Raw genomic sequence first — 21586 nt, forward strand, 5'->3', positions numbered from 1 at the left:
CGCGGCGGCCGGCATGCCGCATGTCCGCACCAATGCCGAAGCGCCGAGCGCGCTGCTCGAAACCATCGCGCAGCCCGACGCGCATGGCCAGAAGCTGCTCCGCGAGGCGGCCGAGAACATGCACCTCACCGCGCGCGGCTATCACCGCGTGCTGCGGGTGGCGCGCACGCTCGCCGATCTCGACGGCGCCGAGACGATCGGCCGGCTGCACCTCGCCGAAGCGCTGTCCTATCGTGCATTGGCCGACGATTTGCGCCGCGCAGCGTGACTCGAACCGCAGCGCTGTCCCGATTCATGCCGGAATCATCCGCGTCAACGCGACGGTAACCACTCTCATTTACGCTCCGCAAACCATAAGCACCGCGATCCGCGGCAAGCTTGGGTCGAGCGAGTTGTGTCATGTTGCGTATGAAGGTTTTGGCCTCGGTGGTCCCCCTTGCCGTGGCCGCGGTATTCGCCCGCGCTGAATTCCTGCCCGGTCCCCGACCCTGCATCGAGGTCGGCGGCGCCACGATGCAGATCGCATCGGTCCCCTGGCAAGCGCGGCTTCACGTCAGCTTCACCGACGACCCCAGCCTTGCCACCGTCCGGGTCCGGATCGCCGACAGCGCCGAGGCCGCCGACTTCACGGTGATCGACGACATCGACGATGCCGAGGCCGGCGCCTGCGAAGGCAACGCCGCGCAGCAGCTGATCGGGATTTCCAGCGCGCCGACCGCAACCGGCCCGATCATCTATCTTTCCCATGACGGTCCGTTCGATTACCGCGTCTTCGTGCAGTCGAAGACGTTCTCAGTGCGCGATGCGGCGGCCCTGATCGTCAGCGCCCGCGGCGGACACCGCCGTCTCGAAGCGGCATCACTCGCGCCGCACGCGCGCTTCCGCGACCAGACAGTGGCGGAGTTAACCTCCCGCTAACCCTGTTCCGAGGGCGGCGCGAAACGGCCACCAACCTCAAGCACTTTTCAAGGTGGCCGACGCATCGTCATCGCCAGATCGGGCACTCTCAGGACCACCATTGATGGGGCGTTTCTTCCGGATCAAGTTACGCCTTCGCCGCTTCCTGCGACGCCATTCCTGGGTCGCGACGATCGTCCGTTCCTTCACGATCTTCTCCGTCGCATTCGGCGGCGCCTTCGGGTTCATTTCCGGCGCCCTCTCGCAACACAGCGGCTACGATCCCAATATATTCGCGATCGGCGTCAGCTTCCTGTTCGCGCTCGCCTGTCTCTGGATCGTGACGCTCGGCATCCGGCTGCGGCTCATGCGCAGAAGGCTGCGCACCATCGTCATGCACAATGAGGCGATGGCCGACCGCAACTGGGAACTGCAGGAGGCCGAACAGCGCGCCTCCACACTGTTCGAGGCGCAGGACGATCTGATCGTGCTGCGCGACCTCGATGGCCTCATCACCTACGCCAACGACGCTTATTGCGAGCTGGCGCAGATTTCCCGCGGCGAATTGATCGGTAGCACTGCCACCCTCAAGGTGCTCGAGCAGGGCGACACCGCGCTCGAATCCAACGGCACGCGGGTCTACGACCAGAAGATCGAGGGACCGCTCGGGCCGCGCTGGATCGCCTGGCGCGAGGGCCTCGTGCGCAACGATGCCGGCGCGCCGGCGGAGATGCAGAGCGTCGGCCGCGACGTCACCGATCGCACCGAAAGCGAGCGCGCGCTGGCCGAAGCGCGCGATCAGGCCGACGCCGCCAACCGCGCCAAATCGCGCTTCCTTGCGATGGCAAGCCACGAGATCCGCACCCCGCTGAACGGCATCATCGGCATGAGCGGACTGCTGATGGACACCCAGCTGACGCCAGAGCAGACGACCTACGTCAAGGCGGTCAAGACCTCCGGCGACGCACTGCTCGCGCTGATCGAGGAGCTGCTCGACTATTCCAAGATCGAGGCCGGCAAGATCGATCTCGAACACCGCGCCTTTGCGCTGTCCGGCTTGATCGAGGACACCACCGAGCTGCTGGCGCCCCGCGCGCAGGCCAAGGGCATCGAGATCGCCGCCTATGTCGACGAGCGGTTGCCGATGCAAGTGACCGGCGACGCCGCGCGGCTGCGTCAGGTGCTGCTCAATCTCGCCGGCAATGCCATCAAGTTCACCGCGACCGGCGGCGTCGCGCTGATCGTCGAGCCCGGCATCTGGCCAAACGAGATCAGCTTCCTGGTTCGTGACACCGGCATCGGCATCGCACCGGAAGCGCAGCAGCGCATCTTCCGGGAGTTCGAGCAGGCCGACGACCGCATCGCGCGCAGCTACGGCGGCACCGGCCTCGGCCTCTCGATCAGCGACCGCATCGTCAAGCGAATGGGTGGCCGCATCTCGCTTGCAAGCACGCCGGGCGCGGGCTCGACCTTCGAGGTCTCGATCCCGCTGGCCGCCGCCGACACTGGCGAGGCCCATGGCTTCACAGCGCCCGACCTCGCCGGCCAATCCATCATGCTGGTTGCGCCGCACAGCATCGAGGCTTCGCTGATCTCGCGGCGGCTGCAGCGCTGGGGCGCGCAGACCTGCATCGTGTCGGATGCCAATGTCGCCGAGGCATTGCTGCCGGAGCGGAGCTGGCACACGGTCCTGATCGATCACACGCTCGGCACGCAGGCGATGGAGGCGTTCGCCAACGCTGCTCGCATCCACGCAACCCATCGCATCGTGATGGTCACGCCGGCCACGCGGCAAGACCTCTCGGCCTCCGAGGCGGCCGCATTCACCGGCTATCTGGTCAAGCCGCTGCGTGCGTCGTCGCTCGCCGCACGCCTGACCGCGTCACCCGAAATCGTCGCACCAAGCCTTGCAATGCCAAGCCTTGTGACGCCAAGCCTTGTGACGCCAGGCCTTGCGATCGAAACGGTCGCCGAGTCCGCTCCCACTGCACCGGCGGCCGCGCCGCTGCACAAGGGGCTCTCGATCCTGGTCGCCGAAGACAATGAGATCAACGCGCTCCTGATGCGCTCGCTGCTCGCCCGGCTCGGCCACACCGTCGACATCACTACCAATGGCGAGCAGGCAATGGAATCCTGGCTCTCGGCGACGTCGACCGGCACACCCTACGATCTCGTGCTGATGGACATCCAGATGCCGCGCCTCAACGGCATCGAGACCACCAAGCAGATCCGCGCCCAAGAGTCCGGCGGGCTGGCCGGCCAGTCCGGACGCCGGACGCCGATCCTGGCGCTGACCGCCAACACGCTGGTGGAGGATCGCTATGCCTGCTTCGAAGCCGGCATGGATGGCTTCCTGATCAAGCCACTCGATCGCGAGAAGCTCGAGGAAGCGCTCGCGGGCCTGGCCGCTGCGCGGCATGTCGCGGCATAGTCACCACAAACTCCGCGTCGTCCCGGCGAAGGCCGGGACCAATAACCACCGAGTTTGGTTTTGCGACCCGCTGCGGCCACAGCTTTGTTGATTACGGATACCCGTGGCTATGGGTCCCTGCCTTCGCAGGGACGACAGCTTTGGCGTGGCTCGCTTATTCCGAAAGCACTACAGCCGGCGCAGTGCGACCGACTGCACCACGTGGTCGGCGCCCTTTTTCAGGATCAGCGTCGCGCGCGGCCGGGTCGGCAGGATGTTGTCCTCGAGATTGGCGAGGTTGGTGCGCTCCCAGATCGCGATCGCGGTTGCGGTCGCTTCCTCGTCCGACAGCAGCGCATAGCGGTGGAAGTAGGACCTTGGATCGGTGAACGCGGTGTCGCGCAGCGCCAGGAAGCGCTTGATGTACCACTGCCGCAACGCGGACTCGTCGGCGTCGATATAGACCGAGAAATCGAAGAAGTCGGAAACGAACGGCACCGCCTTGCCGTCGCGCGGCAGCCGCCCGGTCTGCAGCACGTTTACGCCCTCGACGATCAGGATGTCCGGCTGGTCGATCTCGACCCATTTATTCGGCACGATGTCGTAGGTCAGATGCGAATAGACCGGCGCACGCACGCGGCGCCGTCCAGCCTTGATGTCGCTGAGGAACGACAGCAGGGTCGGCAGGTCGTAGCTTTCAGGAAAGCCCTTCTTCTGCATGATGCCCTGCCGCTCGAGCACGGCATTCGGAAACAGGAAACCGTCGGTCGTGATCAGGTCGACCTTCGGCCGCGGCGACCAGCGTGCCAGCAGCGCCTGCAGCACGCGGGCGGTGGTCGACTTGCCGACGGCGACGGAGCCGGCGACGCCGACGATATAGGGCATCTTGCGGTCGCGGATATTGAGGAACTGGCGCTGCGAATAATACAGCCGCTGGGTCGCATCGACATAAATGGAGAGCAGTCGCGACAACGGCAGATAGATGTCCTCGACCTCCTGCAAATCGAGGCGGTCGTGCATCGAACGCAGGCGGTCGAACTCGCCCGGCTCGAGCGTCATCGGCGTATCGTCGCGCAGATGCGACCATTGCTGGCGCGTGAAGGTGCGGTAGGGGTTGTACTGCTGATCTGGTGCCCGGATGTCCATGAGGCCGCCCCTCTCATCAATGCGCTCGATCATGTGCGCTAGTCGCGCTTGCGCGACGCCTTCTCTTCCAGTCCCGACATCGAGGTGCGCTTCTCCAGCGCGGCCTCGACATCCTCCAGCTTCACGCCGCGTGATTTCAACAGAACCAGCAGATGAAACACCAGATCGGCACTTTCCGCGATGAGATGATCGCGGTCATTCCCGACCGCGGCAATCACGGTCTCGACCGCTTCCTCGCCCAATTTCTTGGCGCAATGCTCCGCGCCCTTGTCGAGCAGCTTGCGGGTATAGGACGCCTCGCCGCCCGATGCAGCGCGGGCGTCGATGGTGGCGGCCAAATCGTGGACCGTGAAACGCGACATCAAATCAACTCAAGCATGCGCATCGGCACCGCCGAGGTGCCATCCCTAAGTGGGGACTTAGCATTTTTGTGACAAGGAGTCCCAGATCACGCGCTACGGATCGAGGCGCATCGGCAGGCCGGCGCGCACCATGTGATCCTTGGCCTGGCGGATGGTAAATTCCCCAAAGTGGAAGATCGACGCGGCCAGCACACCGGTCGCATGACCCTCGCGGACGCCATCGACCAAATGATTGAGATTGCCGACGCCACCGGACGCGATGACCGGTACGGGAACACTGTCCGCGATCGCCCGGGTCAGCGGCAGGTCAAAGCCCTGCCTCGTCCCGTCCCGGTCCATCGAGGTCAGCAGGATTTCGCCGGAGCCGAGCGCGACGACCTCCTGGGCATATTCGATGGCATCGATCCCGGTGGCATTACGCCCACCATGGGTAAAGATCTCCCAGCGCTCCGAGCCGCCGGCGCGCTTGACCCGCTTGGCGTCGATCGCGACCACGATGCATTGCTCGCCGTACTTCTCGGCCGCCTCCTTGACGAATTCGCGCCGGCTGACGGCCGCTGAATTGATCGAGACCTTGTCGGCGCCGGACCGCAGCAGGGTCTTGATGTCGTCGACGGTGCGGACACCGCCGCCCACGGTCAGCGGCATGAAGCAGGCCTCCGCCGTCCGCCGCACCACATCCAGCATGATGCCGCGGTTCTCATGGGTGGCGGTGATGTCGAGGAAGGTGAGCTCGTCGGCGCCGGCGGCGTCATAGGCGATCGCGGCCTCGACCGGGTCGCCTGCGTCGCGCAAATCGACGAAGTTGACGCCCTTGACCACGCGCCCGTCCTTGACGTCGAGACAGGGGATCACGCGAACCTTGAACATGTCTGTGTCTCCTAAGCCGCGCTGCGGATCAGCTTGAGCGCGGCGGCCGGATCAAGCCGTCCGTCGTAGAGCGCGCGGCCGACGATGGCGCCGGCGAGTTTCTTGGCACGCGGCTCCAGCATCGCCTTGACGTCGTCGATCGAGGCAAAGCCGCCGGAGGCGATCACCGGAATGGAGATGCGGTCGGCGAGGGCAATCGTGGCGTCGAGGTTGAGGCCCTTGAGCAGGCCGTCGCGGGCGATGTCGGTGAAGATGATCGCGGCAACGCCGGCGTCCTCGAAGCGCTGTGCGATCTCGAGCGCAGTCACATGCGAGGTTTCGGCCCAGCCCTCGACCGCGACCTTGCCGTCACGCGCATCGAGGCCCACCGCGACGCGGCCGGGGAATTTCTTCGCCGCGCCCTTCACCAGCTCAGGATCGCGCACCGCCGCGGTGCCGATGATGACGCGCGTAATGCCCTTGTCGAGCCAGGCTTCGATGGTCTTGAGGTCGCGGATGCCGCCGCCGAGCTGCACCGGCATGGTGACGGCCTTCAGCATCGCCTCCACCGCATGCGCATTCATCGGCTTGCCGGCGAAGGCGCCGTCGAGATCGACGACGTGGAGATATTCGAAGCCCTGCGCGGCGAAGCTCGCCGCCTGCGCCGCCGGATCGAGATTGAACACGGTGGCGCGCGCCATGTCACCCTGCTCCAGGCGCACGCACTGGCCGTTTTTCAGATCAACCGCTGGAAAGAGAATCACGGCTTCCACTTCAAGAAATTGGAGATCAGAGCGAGGCCGAAGCGCTGGCTCTTCTCGGGGTGAAACTGGGTGCCGATCGCGGTGTCCTTGCCCACGATCGCCGTCACCGGCCCGCCATAGTCGGCGCGTGCCAGCACGTCCGCCTCGTTGGCGGCGTCGAGGTGATAGGAGTGCACGAAATAGGCGTGGCGGCCTTTCGGCCCGAGCGGCAGCCGCTCCAGCACCGGGTGCTCGCGCACCATGTCGAGCGTATTCCAGCCCATGTGCGGGACCTTCAGGCTCTCGTCACGCGGCTCGATCTTCACGACATCGCCGCCGATCCAGTTGAAGCCCTCGGTGATCACGTGCTCCTTGCCGCGCGTCGCCATCAGCTGCATGCCGACGCAGATGCCGAAGAACGGCCGCGCCTTGACCCGCACCGCCTCCGTCAGCGCTTCCAGCATGCCGTCGACCGCATCGACGCCGCGGCGGCAATCGGCGAACGCACCGACACCAGGCAGCACGATGCGATCGGCGCGATACACCGCATCGGGATCGCGCGTCACCTTGATCGCTTGCGGATCCTCCATGCTGCGCGCGGCGCGCTCGAACGCCTTTGCCGCCGAATGCAGATTGCCGGAGCCGTAATCGATGATTGCAACGGTCATCGCGATCCTCCCGGCTCTGGAAACAATCCGATGATGCCGCCCTGCGGCATCGGCGGGGGTTTTGAGAATGACTGGCCCGGAACGTCCCGGGTCGGCGGCGGTCCGCCGCGATCGACAGACCGCTGGTCGTTGAAGACGCCGCGATGCCGCGCGGTCCAGCGCTCGAAGAAGCGGCGCTCGGCGGCCTCCACGTTGTCGGCCACGACGATGTCGAGCTGGCGCCATTTGCGCCGCGACAGCGTCCAGCGTTGCAAGGTCGCAGCCTCCAGCCCGATCAGCACCATCAACACCAGGTCGACGAGCAAGATCGCGCCGCGGCCGATCCCGAGCTTGGCCAGCGCAAAATCGATCGCGAAGGTCAGCACCAGCCAGCCGATCAGCGCCAGCCAGAGCCGATGCCAGACCAGCCAGATCACACCGGCGACCGCGGCCCAGACATGGAAGCCGTCGCGCACGAAGACGAACTTGTCGGCCGCCGCGAGATCGGCGCCGTTGGCCACGGGGGCATGCACTGTATAGACCGGCATCGAACGCTCCGCCGAGGATGGACTTTTACTTACCGCATGATCTCCGGGAAAACCGGGGCCACCGTGTCCGGATCGTGCTCCCGGGGTCAGCCGCCGAGCTGACCCTTCGTCGAGGGCACTTCGCCCTGGGCACGCGGATCGATCGCAACCGCGGTCCGGAGTGCCCTCGCCAAACCCTTGAAACAGGATTCGGAGATATGATGGCTGTTCTCGCCATATAGGGTCTCGACGTGGAGAGTCACGCCGGCGTTCATCGCGAAGGCGTTGAACCATTCGCGCACCAGCTCGGTGTCGAACTCGCCGATCTTGTCGCGCGGGAACTCGACCTTGAACACGAGCACCGGGCGGCCGGAAATGTCGATCACGACGCGCGACAGCGTCTCGTCCATCGGCATGTGGATCGAGGCGTAGCGGGTGATGCCGGCCATGTTGCCGAGCGCCTGCTTCACGGCCTGCCCCAGCGCGATTCCGACGTCTTCGGTGGTGTGGTGGTAATCGACATGGAGATCGCCATCCGCCTTCACCGTGATGTCGATGCGCGAATGCCGGGCCAGGAGGTCGAGCATATGATCGAAGAAGCCGATCCCGGTCGAAACCGTGGATACGCCTGCTCCGTCGAGGTTGACCGTCACCTCGATGTCGGTCTCCTTGGTCTTGCGCTTGATGGTTGCCGTGCGCATGAAGATTAAGCTTTCCCGTGCCGAAAACGCCGGTCTTTTAACAGGCTGATGTCACCTTCGCTACTGCGGGATGACCCCGAAACGCCCTAACTTCGGGCCATGGTGACCCAAATTCCTTGCTAAATCGCCTGATTGTAACCCCCTGCCCGACCGCCTAAATCTGCCCGGAAGAGAGGTAACCTATGCAAGCATCCCAAAATGAGCTGCCGGTCTGGCATGGCACCACGATCTGCACGGTCCGCAAGGGCGGCAAGGTGGTGATCGGCGGCGACGGGCAGGTCTCGATCGGTCAGACCGTGATCAAGGCCAATGCCAAGAAGGTCCGCCGGATCGGCAAGGGCGACGTGATCGGCGGCTTTGCCGGCGCCACGGCCGACGCCTTCACCCTGTTCGAGCGGCTGGAGAGCAAGCTGGAGCAATATCCGGGGCAGCTGACCCGGGCGGCCGTCGAGCTCGCCAAGGACTGGCGGACCGACCGTTATCTGCGCCGGCTGGAGGCCATGATGATCGTGGCCGACAAGGACGTCTCCCTGGTGCTGACCGGTACCGGCGACGTGCTGGAGCCCGAATCCGGGGTCATGGCGATCGGCTCCGGCGGCAATTATGCCCTCGCCGCGGCCCGCGCGCTGGTCGATACCGACAAGGACGCCGAGACCATCGTGCGCCGCGCGCTGGATATCGCCGCCGATATCTGCGTCTACACCAACCGGAACGTGACGATCGAGACGATCGGCGGCTGAGCATGGCCGGCCCCTATCGCTTCCGCCCGATGACGACGGACGACCTGCCGCAGATCAAGCGGTGGCTGGCGCTGCCGCATGTCAGGGAGTGGTGGGGCGATCCGGCCGAGCAATATGCGCTCGTGCGCGGCGACCTCGACGAGCCGGCGATGGACCAGTTCATCGTTGCCTCCGAGGGCAACGATTTCGGTTACATCCAGTGCTACGACCTGACGGCTTGGAATTCCGGCTTCGGCAAGCAGCCGGATGGCACCCGCGGCATCGATCTCTTCATCGGCGCGCCCGACATGGTGGCAGGCGGCCACGGCTCGGCGCTGATCCGCGCTTTTGTCGACGACCGGCTGGCGCAAGGCGCGCCACGCATCGTCACCGATCCCGATCCGGCCAACGCGCGTGCGGTGCGCGCCTATAAGAAAGCGGGCTTTCGGGAGGCCGGAATGGTCGATACGCCTGATGGGCCTGCGCTGCTGATGATCCGCGACAAATGACCTAGAGCATGATCCGGAAAAGTGCGAAGCGGTTTTCCGAAAGGATCATGCTCAAACAATGAGCTAACGTCGCAGGCGCACACCGGCGCTTGCCGAGACCATTCTTTCAACCTAGCTAGAGCCAATGACCGACTTCTCCCCCCGCGAAATCGTTTCTGAACTTGACCGTTTCATCGTCGGCCAGGCCGATGCCAAGCGCGCGGTGTCGATCGCGCTGCGCAACCGCTGGCGGCGGCTGCAGCTTGCCGGTTCCCTGCGCGAGGAGGTTCTGCCCAAGAACATCCTGATGATCGGGCCGACCGGCGTCGGCAAGACCGAGATCGCGCGGCGGCTGGCCAAGCTTGCGGGCGCGCCGTTCCTCAAGGTCGAAGCCACCAAGTTCACCGAGGTCGGCTATGTCGGCCGCGACGTCGAGCAGATCGTCCGCGACCTCGTCGAGGTGGCGATTTCGCAGACCCGCGAGCGCAAGCGGAAGGACGTCCAGGCCCGTGCCCAGCTCGCCGCCGAGGAGCGCGTGCTGGATGCGCTGGTCGGCCCCGCATCGAGCCCGGCGACGCGGGAGTCGTTCCGCAAGAAGCTGCGCGCCGGCGAGCTCAACGACAAGGAAATCGAGATCGAGACGCAGTCGTCCGGCAGCGGCATGCCGATGTTCGAAATCCCCGGCATGCCCGGCGCCCAGATGGGCGCGATCTCGCTCGGCGACATCTTCGGCAAGATGGGCGGACGCAGCAAGACGCGCCGCCTGACAGTCGAAGGCTCGCACGAGATCCTCGTCAATGAGGAATCCGACAAGCTGCTCGATACCGACCAGCTGGTGCAGGAGGCGATCAACGCCGTCGAGAACAACGGCATCGTCTTCCTCGACGAGATCGACAAGATTTGCGTGCGCGAGAACCGCCAGGGCGGCGACGTCTCGCGCGAAGGCGTACAGCGCGATCTGCTGCCTCTGATCGAGGGCACCACGGTTTCGACCAAGCACGGCGCGGTCAAGACCGACCACATCCTGTTCATCGCCTCGGGCGCCTTCCATATCGCCAAGCCGTCGGACCTGCTGCCCGAGCTGCAGGGGCGCCTGCCGATCCGCGTCGAGTTGCAGGCGCTGTCCCGCGACGATATGCGGCGGATCCTGACCGAGCCGGAAGCGTCGCTGATCAAGCAATATGTCGCGCTGCTGAAGACCGAGGGCGTCACGCTCGACGTCACCGACAGCGCGATCGACGCACTGGCCGACGTTGCCGTTGCGGTCAATTCCACGGTCGAGAATATCGGCGCGCGGCGGCTGCAGACCGTGATGGAGCGGGTGTTGGACGAGATCTCCTTCACCGCGCCCGATCGCCACGGCGAGACCATCCAGGTCGACGCCGATTACGTGACCAAGCATGTCGGCGATCTCGCCAAGAACGCCGATCTGAGCCGGTTCATTTTGTAGGCAGCCCCGCTAAGATCGTCGTCCCTGCTTTCGAAAGCAGGGACCCATCAACCACCGGCACCCGTCGTTGAAGCAAGCTGCAGCACCAGTCCTCGTCAAACGCGGCCCTGTGGTTATGGGTCCCGGCTCGCGTGGAGTTTATCATCGGGCGGCGCTTCGCGCCGACCCGGTGGCTTGCCCGGGACGACAATGAGTTTGAACCTAGGATGGTGGCAAAACCCCTGGCGCTTGATGCTGGCCGTCAACGCGGCCGTGCTGGTCGGGGTGTTCCTGCACAAGATCGCGCTGCCGCCCTTCGTCCCGTACATCCATCTCCTGGTCGACTATCACTACGGCTTCACCAAGCGCGCGCTGATCGGCGCGATCGTGTCGCTGTTCACCGACAAGGTGCCGGTGTGGCTGGTGTTCGCGCTGGCCGGCGCGGTCTGGCTGGTGACGCTCGGGTTGTTCATCAGACTGTTTCAGCGGACATTCGGCTTCGACGATGCGCATTGGCCGCTGTTCATTTTCATCGCGGGATCGCCGTTCTTCCTGAAGAATTTCATGCACACGCTCGGCCATTTCGACATCTATGGCTGTGCGCTGACGATCGTGCTGCTGCTGATCCCGGCGCGCTCGGTCGTCTATGTGCTGGTCGCGGCGCTGTTCTCGATCCTGCTGATCCTGATCCATCACATCTTCGTCCTGATGTATGTGCCGACCATCGCGGCGATCGTGGTGCTGCGCTTCTATCTGATGCAACGCGTGATGCCGCAGAACATCGCCATCGGCCTTATGGCGCTCGCGGCGGTCGGCATCCTGTTCCTGGTCGCGCAGTTCGCCGGCACGGTCGAGGTGCCCTACGACGCATTCATCCGTCACCTGCAAAGCCGGATGGCCGATCCGTCGCGGACCGACCTGCTTCAGTTCGGCTACATCTGGTACCAGCCGCTGTCGAAGGAGTTCGCCGACACCTGGGCGCGGATGCCCTCGAACATCCTGGGCGTCCCGGTGTTTGCGCTGCTGATCTGGCTGCACGCGCCGCTGTGGCGCTATTTCGCGCGGCTGATCGGCGCGCTTGCGAATGAGCTGCATCGGCGGATCGTGTTCGCCGCGCTCATCATGATCAGCGCCGGCAATTTCGTGATGTTCGTGACCGTGTTCGACTATTCGCGCTGGATCTCGAACTGGGCGGTTTGCATGTTCTTGATGCTGCACGCCACCAGGATGCTGCCGGCGTCGAAGGACGTGCCGCTGATCCCGTCAGACGATCGCAAGACGACGATCTTGGGCTGGATCGTCACGCTGATCCCCCGCGTCGGGATCGTCAGACCGTTTTAGCTTTTTTGAGCATGATCTTTTCCGGAAAACCGCTTCACACTTTTCCGGATCATGCTCAGCGCGCGCGCCGGACGCGCACATAGAGCGCGCCCTCGCCGCCATGGCCGATATGCGCCTCCTCGAAGCCGACGACCAGCGAACGGAATTCCGGCAGACTGAGCCATTCCGGCACCTGTCGGCGCAGCACGCCGCGTTCGGAATCCGCCCCCCCGACCTTGCCCTTGCCGGTGATGACGAGCACGAAGGTGAGCCCTTCGCTGTGTGCGCGTTGCAGAAAGGTGAACAGCACGCGGTGCGCGCGGATCTGCGTCATGCCGTGCAGATCGAGCCGCGCATCGATCTCCTGCCGCCCGCGCGACAGTTTTGCACGTTCGCGGCGGCCGATCGGCGCCAGCGGCGGCACATGCGGACGCGGCGCCGGCGCCGCCTTGACCGACGTCACCGGTTTGACCGGAATGGGCTTGGCCGCGGCGTGATGCGTGGCCGGGTCAGAAGCGACGGCGTGGGCTTTCGGTGCGGCCGGCTTCTTGCGCAGCGGCTTGACTTGCTTGGCCACGCTCTCCCAGAGCGCACGCTCTTCCTCGCTCAGCGCGCGTTTGCGCCGCGACGGAGCGGACAGATCGGGGATCGGCACGGGTCGTTTCATTGATCGCGGTGGTGGCGATAGCGCCGAGTGCGCCGCTTCTCCGGTTGCGAAATGTCGGGCCGGGCGACCGGCAGCGGCACCGGTTCTGCCATAGGCGCCGACTGTGCAACAGAGGTCATTGCAGCCGGTGCCGCGGGCGCGGCATCCTTCGCGGCCGGGCCTTTGGCGGCGCTTGCGCCGGCGTCTTTCGCCGCGCCCTTGGCGATGGTCGCCGTCGGCAGATCGGCAGGCTTCACCGCCGGCTTGTCTTTCTGCGGATCGGTCTGCGGAAACAGCTTTGCGATCCTGGCCGACGGCCGCTCGTCAGGGATCGGCAGCTTGTGGCCGCGTGCGACGGGATCGAGCCCCTTCGGCACCAGCATCACGAACTGCATATTATGCCGCAGCCGGCCCGAGACCTTCCCGGCATCCGCGCCGGCACCGAAATAGAGATCGGCGCGCGCGGGGCCGACGATCGCAGAGCCAGTATCCTGCGCGATCATCAGCCGATGGAACGGCGTCTTCGACTGCTCGGATTCGATCGGCAGCTCGCCGGCAATGAAGAACGGCGTGCCGTAGACATGGAGCGCCTTGTCGACCGCGATCGACCGGCCTGGCGTCAGCGGCACGCCCTGCGCACCGACCGCCTCGTCCTTGTCGGACAGCGGAACCTCGCGGAAGAACACATAGGCGCGATTCTGCCGCCGCAACTCCTTGGCGCCGTCGGGATTCTGCTCCATCCACTCCCTGATCCTCTGCATCGACATCTGGTCCTTCGGGATGATGCCGCGGTCGATCAGGACGCGTCCGACCGGCGTATAGGGATAGCCATTATGCGCGTCGTAATTGATGCGCAGGGTGGTGCCGTCCTCGAACTTGATCCGCGCCGAGCCCTGGATCTGCGCGAACAACAGATCGGTCTGGCTCTTCAGCCAGGCGATCTCCAGCCCACGGCCGGCGATCGCACCGTCCTCGATCTGGCCGCGGTCGTAATAGGGCACGAGCTTGCGCCGGCCGATCTTGCGATACACAGGACCGCTGTTGGGCAGGCCGACAGAAGCTTGCGTCTTGCCCCGCACGAACAGGTTGGACGGCCGGCGATAGATCGGAACATTGTAGACGTCGGTCTGGGTCCGCGAGCCATCGAGCACCGGCTCGTAATAGCCGGTGACGAAGCCGGCATCCTCGCCGAGCCGCGAGATGCGCAGCGGCACAAAATTCTGCTCGAAGAATTCCTTCGCTTTCGCGCCACTGCCGAGATCAAGTCCCTTGGCGATCCCGCAGGGATCGCGCAGCGAGCTGCCGAGGGCCTTCGAATCCGCGGGCGCGCCCTGCTGGGCCGCGATCGGCTTGCAGCTGGTGCGAAACGCCTTGTAGGCCGCGAGATGATCGTCGTCGCTCCAGCCGGAGACATTGGCCCAGGCGAGCGGCTCGTACTGGCTGCCGCTGACCTGCAACGGCAATTCCAGATTGGGATAGGGGATCGGGTGGGACTGCTCGTGTCGCGGCGGAGCGTGCCGGCTCGACCTGTAGCGCGCAGCGATCGCCGCCGTGGAGCACACAACCGCGAGCGCACAGCACGCGATCGCGAGGCGTCCGTAGCTGAGATGTTTAGTGAGCGCTTCCAGTTCCAACCAGCTTCCAATTCGGATCGCGGGAAGTCGAGTCGCGGGCGAATGTCCAGATGTCGGTGATGTCGGCGACCTTGTCCGGGCTGCCGTCGACGATGGTTCCCGCCTTGTCGCGCGTGACCGAGATCATCTGCGACACGAAGCGGACGGTGAGCTGGGTCGAGCGGTCGCGCGTCTCCGCGCTGACGATCTCGGCCTTGTCGATCGACACGAACCGCGTCTCGGTCTTCTGCTCGTGCTTCTCGCGATCCTTGATCGCGGCCTCGAAGCTTTCGTAGACCTCGGCCGACAACAGGTCGCGTAGCGCGCGGCGATCGCCATTGGCGAAGGCCAGCACGATCATTTCATAGGCCGAGCGGGCGCCTGAGAGGAAATGCCGCGGATCGAACGAGGAATCCTGGGCGACAACCGCGTCGAGACCCTGCGCCAGCGGCGTGCCGGGCTCGGCGATGCCCTTCCAGCGTTCCGTCGGCTCGACCGGTTCGGCCGGCGCGGCCGGGGCCGGCTGATCGATCACCGATCCCGGGATCGGCACGACGTTGTTATCCTGGCTGCGCTGCAGGACGTTGGGTGCTGCACGATCATACGGCGGCCGCTCGCTTCCCGTGCGCTGGCCGAGAACGCTGCGCAGGCGCAGAAAGATGAATACGGCCAGCGCCAGGAAGATGATGGTGTAGATATCCACGTCGAATTCGCTTTCTGGTCTCTGCCGGCAACGGGCCGGGCATCAAAGCGTTCCCGGTCGGGAACGGCAGAGATTACATCACCGATTGAGTCCGCAGCATGTAGGCACGAAACTATGCCCGGCCAATGGCGCTTTTTGGCACGGGCAAGTGTAGCGCGTTTTGACCCCGGGGGGAAACCCGTTCCTTCCCGGAAATCGCGTATCTTCAATAATTTAGGAAGCCGTTAAGGGATTGGGCGGAGTTGCATTCACCATCCCGATGCCGGCGATTTGGCCGCAGGGACGCCAGCCCGCACGCGCTCGTCGTCCTTGTGGACCGAGCCGGGCCTATGATAGCCACTCGCCGGCATCGGCATTCCCAAACCTTAACGCGTGCCGTCGGACATCCAGTCCCGAGCGCCGCTCCAGGAGACATTTTCATGACCAATGGCAACGGCGCCCCCGTCGAACAGCCCGCTCCCCAGCTCAACGTACTGGCGCAGTACACCAAGGATCTGTCGTTCGAGAACCCGAATGCGCCGACCTCGCTCGGCCAGCAGCAACAGCAGCCCGCGATCAACATCCAGATCAACGTCTCCGCCAACAACCTGTCGGAGAACGAGTATGAGGTGATCCTCTCGATCGAGGGCAAGGCCGAGTCGGCCGGCAAGGTGATGTTCAGCTTCGACCTCGCCTATGCCGGCGTCTTCCGGATCGTGAACGTGCCGAAGGAGAATTTGCACCCGCTGGTCATGATCGAGTGCCCGCGGCTGCTGTTCCCCTTCGCGCGCGAGATCGTCGCGACCTCGGTCCGCGACGGCGGCTTCCCGCCCCTGCTGCTCGACCCCGTCGATTTCGTCGGCCTCTACCGCCAGAACATGGAGCGGCAGGCCGCCGCCCAGGCCGCTTCCGGCGTCAAGCCGAGCTAAGTTATAGTCCGAGAAAGTGTAACGAGCGGGGAAGTGTGCTCCGTCATCCTGAGGAGCCCGCACTTGCGGGCGTCTCGAAGGATCGACGGCCCGGCTCGTGGCCGTGCATCCTTGAGGCTCGCTCCCGCTCGCGCCTCCAGCGACAAAGGCGAAGCCTTTGCGCGGGGATGACGGGGATATAGAGATCAAGCCGCCGGTGCTGCAGCGGGCGCTGGCGGCGGCAAATAATCGTTCCAGATCGGCTTGTCGCCGAGCGTCGCGACGAAGGCCCGGTGGGCCTCGCGATCCGCGTCGCTGACCCGCGCAACCAGCGCCGTCTCGCGCTGCCGCCGCGGCGTATCGCCATAGCTTCCGCTGCGCGCATCCGAATTTTCCGACGCCAGGATGAGCTGCGACTGCCGCGCTCCGATCAGGTCGATATAGACCTCGGCCAGCAGCTCGGCGTCGAGCAAGGCGCCGTGCTTGGTGCGGCGGGAATTGTCGATCTGATAGCGTGAGCAGAGATCGTCGAGCCGGTTCGACACACCGGGATGCTTGCGTCGCGCCAGCAGCAGCGTATCGACCAGCCGGTCCTTCGGGATAGCCTTCCGCTTGATGCGATCGAGCTCGGCGTTGATGAAGCTGATGTCGAACGACGCGTTGTGGATCACCAGCGGCGTATCGCCGATGAAGGCCAGGAACTCGTCGACCACCTCATTGAACAGCGGCTTGGAGGCCAGGAATTCGGTCGACAGCCCGTGCACGGCAAACGCTTCCGCCGGCATGTCGCGTTCGGGATTGATGTAGACGTGGTAGGTCTGCCCCGTCGGCATGCGGTTGAAGATCTCGACGCAGCCGATCTCGACCAGCCGGTCGCCTCGCAGCGGATCGAGGCCAGTGGTTTCGGTATCGAGAACGATTTCGCGCATGACGTGAGGGAATCCGGAAAAGCGCGGCGAATCAGGTTCGCCGCTCCGGCATCTTAACAACCTCGGCCAGAATGTCGCGGATGCGCGCCCGCACCGGGTCAAGTCCGTGCGAGGTATCCACGATGAAATCCGCGCGCTTGCGCTTCTCGGCGTCCGGCATCTGCTTGGCGATGATGGCGTCGAGCTTGGCGGGATCCATGGTGCCCCGCGCCAGCACGCGCTCGCGCTGCAGTTCCGGCGAGGTGGTAACGACGACGACAGCATCGACGCGCTTCTCGCCGCCGGTCTCATACAGCAGCGGCACATCGACGACGACGATCGGTGCTCGGGCGGCTTCCGCATCGGCAAAGAATTTCTGCCGCGACGCGCCAAGCATCGGATGCACGATCTGCTCGAGCTGCCGCATCGCCGCAGGGTCGTGCACCACGCGTGCCGAGAGTTTTGCGCGGTCGACCTTGCCGTTCGCAGTGGTGCCGGGAAAGGCCGCCTCGATCGCAGGTGCCGCTTCGCCTTCGTAGAGCTGATGCACGGCCGCATCGGCGTCGTACACCGGCACGCCAGCCTCCATGAAGAGTTTGGCCGTGGTGGATTTTCCCATCCCAATCGAGCCGGTGAGCCCCAAAATCAACATCGGTTCAGCATCTCTCCGTCGCCATGCCTCGGCACCTCACACCGCGAGCAGTTTCTCGCGGCGCAGGAATGCGAGCAGCGACAATAGCGGCAGGCCGAGGATGGTGAAATGGTCGCCTTCGATCCGCTCGAACAGATGCACGCCGAGGCCCTCGAGCTGGTAGGCGCCGACGCTGGTCGTCACCGCATCGCCGGCCTGGTCGAGATAGGCTTCGATCTCCTCGGCAGCAAGCCGCCGCATCGCCATCCGGGCCACGCTGACATCGCCGAACAGGATTTTCCCATCGCGCGCGACCGAGACGGCCGAATGCAGTGCGTGCGTCTGTCCGGCGAGCAGGCCGAGCTGCTCGGCAGCCTGGGCACGGCCGGCAGGCTTGCTGAACATCCGCTCCCCCAGCGCCAGCGTCTGGTCGGCGCCGATGACATATTGACCCGGCCTCTGCCTCGATATGAACAGCGCCTTCTCGCGCGCCAGGAGCGACGCGATCTCGCCCGGCGCCGAAACGCCGCAATTTTTCTGCACCGCGCGCTCGTCGATATCGGCCGGCAGCGCCTCGAATTCGAGGCCGGCATTTTCAAGCAGCATCCTTCGCGCACGGCTTTGCGACGCAAGGATCAGCTTCTGCGGGCCGCGCCAGATGCTCATGATTTGGCCGTTACTCCGACGGGCGGGCGCGCTGGCGGTCGTTATAGAGCTTCATGATCGCAGCCGCCGTCTCCTCGATCGAGCGACGCGTCACGTCGAGCAATGCCCAGTTGAATTTCGCGCTCAGGCGCCGTGCAAACGCGACTTCATCGGCCACCGCCTGCTTGTCGATGTAGGTGTCGTTGTCGCGGTCGCCCATCGTGAGCAGGCGGTTCTGCCGGACCTGGATCAATCGCTCCGGCGTCGCATGCAGGCTGACCACCAATGGCTTCTTCAGGGTCTCGAGCTGGTGCGGCAGCGGGATGCCCGGCACCAGCGGCACATTCGCGGTGCGGATGCCGCGGTTGGCCAGATAGATCGAGGTCGGGGTCTTCGATGTGCGGGACACGCCGACCAGGACGACGTCGGCCTCCTCGAGGCCTTCGACATGCTGACCGTCGTCATGGATCATCGTGTAATTCAGCGCGTCGATCCGGCTGAAATATTCCGCGTTCAGCACATGCTGCGCTCCGACGCGTCCGGTCGTCGCGGCACCCAGATACGCCTCGAACAACTGCATCACCGGCCCGATGATCGACAGGCTCGGCACGTTGATCGCCTTGCACTTGCCCTCGAGCCGGCCGACCAGATCCTTCTCAAGCAGCGTGAACAGGACAATGCCGGGCGATTCCTCGATCTCGTCGAGCACGCGATCGAGCTGCTTCTGGCTGCGCACCAAAGGATAGACATGCTCGACCGCGGTCACGTTGGCGTATTGCGCGGCGACCGCGCGCGCCACGGTGATCAGCGTCTCGCCGGTCGAATCAGATACCAGATGCAGGTGGAAATAATTGGAGGTCGTCGGCACCGGGGCCCCTGTCTATCCTGTGAATCCCTGTGGAGGTCGAGGAGAAGAATCCGGGTCCGCCGCCAGGTCCCTGTATATCTCGTCCCCTTCTTCACAGCACCGCCGAAAAGGATAAGTCGACGTCATCGGACGGATGATAGTGAACCGGTGTGGATTTGTCTCTTCATAAGCTGGCCACAGAGGTACGCAACCGATTGAGTTGAGCGACAAATTCCGGATGTCCGGTCCCGGCGGCCGAAATGTTGAGGGATGTGAACAAGCCCGCAAGAACGGCTGGATTGTTTTGCATGAGTCCAATTCACCGTCACTTAGACTCAAACCTTAGATTCTAAACTTAATTAAGTTTAGGAGAGCCGTGTGAGCGGATATGTATCGGTCCCTCGCAAGCAGGGCTTGGCTCGCAACGCTGAGACCGCCCGAGCTGTTTCTTGAAAGGCATCGCCGCGATGTTGTATGACTGGATCAAGGCCCTGCACATCGTTGCCGTGATCTCCTGGATGGCGGGCATGCTCTATCTGCCGCGGCTGTTCGTCTATCATTGCGAGGCCGAGACAGGCTCGAAGCAGTCCGAGACCTTCAAGGTCATGGAGCGGCGGCTTTTGAAGGCGATCATCAACCCCGCGATGATCGTGACCTGGCTCGCCGGGCTTTATCTGGCCTGGGCCGGACACTGGTACCTATCGGGCTGGTTTCACGTCAAATTTACGCTGGTGCTCGTCATGTCGGGTATCCACGGCTTTTTGTCCCGCTGCGTGAAGGATTTCGCCGCCGATCGGAATCAACGCACCCAGAAATTCTATCGCATTATCAACGAGGTGCCGACGCTTCTGATGATCCTGATCGTGATCATGGTGGTCGTGAAGCCGTTCTAGACATCGCGATGCTTAAGACCCATGCTTCAGTCCTTCTTGCGAAGAACGAATCGATTTTCTATATAGGTCCTATCCCACCCCACGCAGGCGGATGTGGTCGCGTTTCGGTTCTTTTCGGGCCGGCGCCGCATCAGGTTTGAAAGCCCAAACGGCACTTTCCTGGCTGAGACCTGCGGACCTTCCTTTGGCGTCCGCTTTTTCCAAGCCACCTCGCACCCCTTCCCTACTTACTTCCTCACAGGACGACCCCGATGCGGGAAATCAAACTCCAGGACCTCAAATCGAAAACGCCGGCCGAGCTCGTCTCGTTCGCGGAAGAGAATGGGGTCGAGAATGCCAGCACCATGCGCAAGCAGGAGCTGATGTTCGCAATTCTCAAAAACCTCGCCGCCGCCGAGACCGACATTGTCGGCGAGGGCGTCGTGGAGGTGCTGTCCGACGGATTCGGCTTCCTTCGTTCGCCCGACGCGAACTACCTGCCTGGTCCCGACGACATCTACGTCTCGCCCTCGCAAATCCGCCGCTTCGGCCTGCGCACCGGCGACACCATCGAAGGGCACATCCGCAGCCCGAAGGAAGGCGAACGCTACTTCGCGCTGCTGAAGGTCAATACGCTCAATTTCGAGGATCCCGAGAAAGCCAAGCACAAGGTCAATTTCGACAACCTCACGCCGCTGTTTCCCAATCAGCGTTTCCGCATGGAGCTTGAGGATTCCACCAAGAAGGATCTCTCTGCCCGCGTGATCGACATCGTCGCGCCGATCGGCAAGGGCCAGCGCGCGCTGATCGTGGCGCCGCCGCGCACCGGCAAGACGGTGCTGATGCAGAACATCGCGCACTCCATCACCGCCAATCATCCGGACTGCTATCTGATCGTGCTTCTGATCGACGAGCGTCCGGAAGAAGTCACGGACATGCAGCGTTCGGTGAAGGGGGAGGTGGTGTCGTCGACCTTCGACGAGCCCGCCGTGCGTCACGTCCAGGTCGCCGAGATGGTGATCGAGAAGGCCAAGCGTCTCGTCGAGCACGGCCGCGATGTCGTAATCCTGCTCGACTCGATCACGCGCCTCGGCCGCGCCTACAACACCGTCGTGCCGTCATCCGGCAAGGTGCTGACCGGTGGTGTCGACGCCAACGCCCTGCAGCGCCCGAAGCGCTTCTTCGGTGCCGCGCGCAACATCGAGGAGGGCGGTTCGCTGACCATCATCGCGACCGCGTTGGTCGATACCGGCAGCCGTATGGACGAAGTCATCTTCGAAGAGTTCAAGGGCACCGGTAACTCCGAACTGATCCTCGACCGCAAGGTTTCGGACAAGCGGACCTTCCCGGCGATCGACATCGCCCGCTCCGGTACCCGTAAGGAGGAGCTCATCACCGATCCGCAGGTGCTGAAGAAGATGTATGTCCTGCGCCGCATCCTCAATCCGATGGGCACCATGGACGCGATCGACTTCCTGCTCGACAAGCTCCGGAACACGAAGAGCAACTCGGAATTCTTCGATTCCATGAACACCTGAGGCCACGGCCAAACCGAATAGGGCGCTCCGCACAAACGGGGCGCTTTTTTTCGTGCTG

The 21586-nt window shown here is 64.2% G+C and carries 24 protein-coding genes; 10 read left to right on the forward strand and 14 right to left on the reverse strand.

Going from position 1 to position 21586, the window contains the following annotated elements; all coding sequences use genetic code 11:
* The 3 genes from H8B02_RS15490 to H8B02_RS15500 all read left to right on the forward strand — a co-directional run.
* On the forward strand, positions 1–268 hold a 268-nt coding region (locus H8B02_RS15490; RefSeq protein ID WP_446471712.1), incomplete at its 5' end, for a magnesium chelatase subunit ChlI family protein.
* A 131-nt stretch (positions 269–399) separates the two neighbouring features.
* Positions 400–918: a hypothetical protein gene (locus tag H8B02_RS15495; RefSeq protein WP_229167032.1), complete on the forward strand. Its 519-nt coding sequence runs from the start codon at positions 400–402 to the stop codon at positions 916–918.
* Between the two features lie 103 nt (positions 919–1021).
* Positions 1022–3328 (forward strand): PAS domain-containing hybrid sensor histidine kinase/response regulator, encoded by a 2307-nt coding sequence (locus H8B02_RS15500; RefSeq protein WP_229167033.1) that lies wholly within the window; start codon positions 1022–1024, stop codon positions 3326–3328.
* A 168-nt stretch (positions 3329–3496) separates the two neighbouring features.
* Here the strand turns inward: H8B02_RS15500 and coaA are convergent, their stop codons facing one another.
* From coaA to hisB, 7 genes are all read right to left on the reverse strand, one after another.
* The gene (coaA, locus tag H8B02_RS15505; protein ID WP_092126399.1) at positions 3497–4453 is read right to left on the reverse strand and encodes a type I pantothenate kinase; all 957 of its coding nucleotides are present in this window, start codon (positions 4451–4453) and stop codon (positions 3497–3499) included.
* 38 nt (positions 4454–4491) lie between these two features.
* A complete protein-coding gene (locus H8B02_RS15510) occupies positions 4492–4815 on the reverse strand; it encodes a phosphoribosyl-ATP diphosphatase (RefSeq protein ID WP_229167034.1) in 324 nt (107 codons plus the stop codon).
* A 93-nt stretch (positions 4816–4908) separates the two neighbouring features.
* Positions 4909–5685, reverse strand: a complete 777-nt coding sequence (hisF, locus tag H8B02_RS15515; protein WP_229167035.1) for an imidazole glycerol phosphate synthase subunit HisF — start codon at positions 5683–5685, stop codon at positions 4909–4911.
* Between the two features lie 11 nt (positions 5686–5696).
* Positions 5697–6428: a 1-(5-phosphoribosyl)-5-[(5-phosphoribosylamino)methylideneamino]imidazole-4-carboxamide isomerase gene (hisA, locus tag H8B02_RS15520; RefSeq protein WP_229167036.1), complete on the reverse strand. Its 732-nt coding sequence runs from the start codon at positions 6426–6428 to the stop codon at positions 5697–5699.
* On the reverse strand, positions 6425–7075 hold the full coding sequence (hisH, locus tag H8B02_RS15525; RefSeq protein WP_229167037.1) for an imidazole glycerol phosphate synthase subunit HisH: 651 nt from the start codon (positions 7073–7075) through the stop codon (positions 6425–6427). The genes hisA and hisH overlap by 4 nt, the downstream gene beginning before the upstream one ends.
* Complete coding sequence (locus tag H8B02_RS15530) at positions 7072–7602, reverse strand: DUF2628 domain-containing protein (protein ID WP_229167038.1); 531 nt, start codon at positions 7600–7602, stop codon at positions 7072–7074. The genes hisH and H8B02_RS15530 overlap by 4 nt, the downstream gene beginning before the upstream one ends.
* An 86-nt stretch (positions 7603–7688) precedes the next feature.
* A complete protein-coding gene (gene hisB / locus H8B02_RS15535) occupies positions 7689–8282 on the reverse strand; it encodes an imidazoleglycerol-phosphate dehydratase HisB (protein WP_021078165.1) in 594 nt (197 codons plus the stop codon).
* A 182-nt stretch (positions 8283–8464) separates the two neighbouring features.
* Between hisB and hslV the strand changes: the two genes are divergently transcribed.
* From hslV to H8B02_RS15555, 4 genes are all read left to right on the forward strand, one after another.
* Complete coding sequence (gene hslV / locus H8B02_RS15540) at positions 8465–9022, forward strand: ATP-dependent protease subunit HslV (RefSeq protein WP_024583062.1); 558 nt, start codon at positions 8465–8467, stop codon at positions 9020–9022.
* A gap of 2 nt (positions 9023–9024) precedes the next feature.
* The gene (locus H8B02_RS15545) at positions 9025–9510 is read left to right on the forward strand and encodes a GNAT family N-acetyltransferase (protein ID WP_229167039.1); all 486 of its coding nucleotides are present in this window, start codon (positions 9025–9027) and stop codon (positions 9508–9510) included.
* A 124-nt stretch (positions 9511–9634) separates the two neighbouring features.
* A complete protein-coding gene (gene hslU, locus H8B02_RS15550; RefSeq protein ID WP_212312744.1) occupies positions 9635–10939 on the forward strand; it encodes an ATP-dependent protease ATPase subunit HslU in 1305 nt (434 codons plus the stop codon).
* Positions 10940–11128: 189 nt separating this feature from the next.
* Positions 11129–12259, forward strand: a complete 1131-nt coding sequence (locus H8B02_RS15555; protein ID WP_229167040.1) for a hypothetical protein — start codon at positions 11129–11131, stop codon at positions 12257–12259.
* A 55-nt stretch (positions 12260–12314) separates the two neighbouring features.
* Here H8B02_RS15555 and H8B02_RS15560 read toward each other — a convergent pair whose 3' ends face one another.
* Genes H8B02_RS15560 through H8B02_RS15570 form a run of 3 tightly spaced genes read right to left on the reverse strand, consistent with a single transcriptional unit; the run spans position 12315 to position 15200 of the window.
* Positions 12315–12905 carry a Smr/MutS family protein gene (locus H8B02_RS15560; RefSeq protein ID WP_229167041.1) on the reverse strand — a complete coding sequence of 197 codons (591 nt, stop codon included), beginning with the start codon at positions 12903–12905 and terminating at the stop codon, positions 12315–12317.
* Entirely contained in the window at positions 12902–14512 is a 1611-nt protein-coding gene (gene mltA, locus H8B02_RS15565; protein ID WP_376711664.1) for a murein transglycosylase A, read from the reverse strand. The genes H8B02_RS15560 and mltA overlap by 4 nt, the downstream gene beginning before the upstream one ends.
* Positions 14496–15200: a Tim44/TimA family putative adaptor protein gene (locus H8B02_RS15570; protein WP_212312750.1), complete on the reverse strand. Its 705-nt coding sequence runs from the start codon at positions 15198–15200 to the stop codon at positions 14496–14498. The genes mltA and H8B02_RS15570 overlap by 17 nt, the downstream gene beginning before the upstream one ends.
* A 419-nt stretch (positions 15201–15619) precedes the next feature.
* Between H8B02_RS15570 and secB the strand changes: the two genes are divergently transcribed.
* On the forward strand, positions 15620–16108 hold the full coding sequence (secB, locus tag H8B02_RS15575; RefSeq protein ID WP_092121028.1) for a protein-export chaperone SecB: 489 nt from the start codon (positions 15620–15622) through the stop codon (positions 16106–16108).
* Positions 16109–16293: 185 nt separating this feature from the next.
* On the opposite strand, the gene dnaQ is transcribed toward secB, so the two are convergent.
* From dnaQ to H8B02_RS15595, 4 genes are read right to left on the reverse strand one after another with little or no spacing between them, the layout of a single operon-like run.
* Positions 16294–17016 (reverse strand): DNA polymerase III subunit epsilon, encoded by a 723-nt coding sequence (gene dnaQ, locus H8B02_RS15580; protein ID WP_092121030.1) that lies wholly within the window; start codon positions 17014–17016, stop codon positions 16294–16296.
* Positions 17017–17047: 31 nt separating this feature from the next.
* On the reverse strand, positions 17048–17647 hold the full coding sequence (coaE, locus tag H8B02_RS15585; protein ID WP_229167043.1) for a dephospho-CoA kinase: 600 nt from the start codon (positions 17645–17647) through the stop codon (positions 17048–17050).
* 36 nt (positions 17648–17683) lie between these two features.
* A complete protein-coding gene (locus H8B02_RS15590) occupies positions 17684–18292 on the reverse strand; it encodes a Maf family protein (protein WP_229167044.1) in 609 nt (202 codons plus the stop codon).
* A gap of 10 nt (positions 18293–18302) precedes the next feature.
* Entirely contained in the window at positions 18303–19139 is an 837-nt protein-coding gene (locus H8B02_RS15595) for a pyruvate, water dikinase regulatory protein (RefSeq protein WP_092121038.1), read from the reverse strand.
* A gap of 449 nt (positions 19140–19588) precedes the next feature.
* On the opposite strand from H8B02_RS15595, the gene hemJ reads away from it, so the two are divergent.
* The gene (hemJ, locus tag H8B02_RS15600) at positions 19589–20011 is read left to right on the forward strand and encodes a protoporphyrinogen oxidase HemJ (protein ID WP_229167057.1); all 423 of its coding nucleotides are present in this window, start codon (positions 19589–19591) and stop codon (positions 20009–20011) included.
* A 251-nt stretch (positions 20012–20262) separates the two neighbouring features.
* Complete coding sequence (gene rho / locus H8B02_RS15605; protein ID WP_028341998.1) at positions 20263–21528, forward strand: transcription termination factor Rho; 1266 nt, start codon at positions 20263–20265, stop codon at positions 21526–21528.
* The last annotated feature ends 58 nt before the right edge of the window (positions 21529–21586 follow it).

It is taken from the genome of Bradyrhizobium altum (genome assembly GCF_020889705.1).
Taxonomy (GTDB): Bacteria; Pseudomonadota; Alphaproteobacteria; order Rhizobiales; family Xanthobacteraceae; genus Bradyrhizobium; species Bradyrhizobium altum.

Coding starts and splice junctions, on each gene's coding strand:
- H8B02_RS15495 (WP_229167032.1), top strand. CDS start 400: ATGTTGCGTATGAAGGTTTTGGCCTCGGTGGTCCCCCTTGCCGTGGCC.
- H8B02_RS15500 (WP_229167033.1), top strand. CDS start 1,022: ATGGGGCGTTTCTTCCGGATCAAGTTACGCCTTCGCCGCTTCCTGCGA.
- coaA (WP_092126399.1), bottom strand. CDS start 4,453: ATGGACATCCGGGCACCAGATCAGCAGTACAACCCCTACCGCACCTTC.
- H8B02_RS15510 (WP_229167034.1), bottom strand. CDS start 4,815: ATGTCGCGTTTCACGGTCCACGATTTGGCCGCCACCATCGACGCCCGC.
- hisF (WP_229167035.1), bottom strand. CDS start 5,685: ATGTTCAAGGTTCGCGTGATCCCCTGTCTCGACGTCAAGGACGGGCGC.
- hisH (WP_229167037.1), bottom strand. CDS start 7,075: ATGACCGTTGCAATCATCGATTACGGCTCCGGCAATCTGCATTCGGCG.
- H8B02_RS15530 (WP_229167038.1), bottom strand. CDS start 7,602: ATGCCGGTCTATACAGTGCATGCCCCCGTGGCCAACGGCGCCGATCTC.
- hisB (WP_021078165.1), bottom strand. CDS start 8,282: ATGCGCACGGCAACCATCAAGCGCAAGACCAAGGAGACCGACATCGAG.
- hslV (WP_024583062.1), top strand. CDS start 8,465: ATGCAAGCATCCCAAAATGAGCTGCCGGTCTGGCATGGCACCACGATC.
- H8B02_RS15545 (WP_229167039.1), top strand. CDS start 9,025: ATGGCCGGCCCCTATCGCTTCCGCCCGATGACGACGGACGACCTGCCG.
- hslU (WP_212312744.1), top strand. CDS start 9,635: ATGACCGACTTCTCCCCCCGCGAAATCGTTTCTGAACTTGACCGTTTC.
- H8B02_RS15555 (WP_229167040.1), top strand. CDS start 11,129: ATGAGTTTGAACCTAGGATGGTGGCAAAACCCCTGGCGCTTGATGCTG.
- H8B02_RS15560 (WP_229167041.1), bottom strand. CDS start 12,905: ATGAAACGACCCGTGCCGATCCCCGATCTGTCCGCTCCGTCGCGGCGC.
- secB (WP_092121028.1), top strand. CDS start 15,620: ATGACCAATGGCAACGGCGCCCCCGTCGAACAGCCCGCTCCCCAGCTC.
- dnaQ (WP_092121030.1), bottom strand. CDS start 17,016: ATGCGCGAAATCGTTCTCGATACCGAAACCACTGGCCTCGATCCGCTG.
- coaE (WP_229167043.1), bottom strand. CDS start 17,647: ATGTTGATTTTGGGGCTCACCGGCTCGATTGGGATGGGAAAATCCACC.
- H8B02_RS15590 (WP_229167044.1), bottom strand. CDS start 18,292: ATGAGCATCTGGCGCGGCCCGCAGAAGCTGATCCTTGCGTCGCAAAGC.
- rho (WP_028341998.1), top strand. CDS start 20,263: ATGCGGGAAATCAAACTCCAGGACCTCAAATCGAAAACGCCGGCCGAG.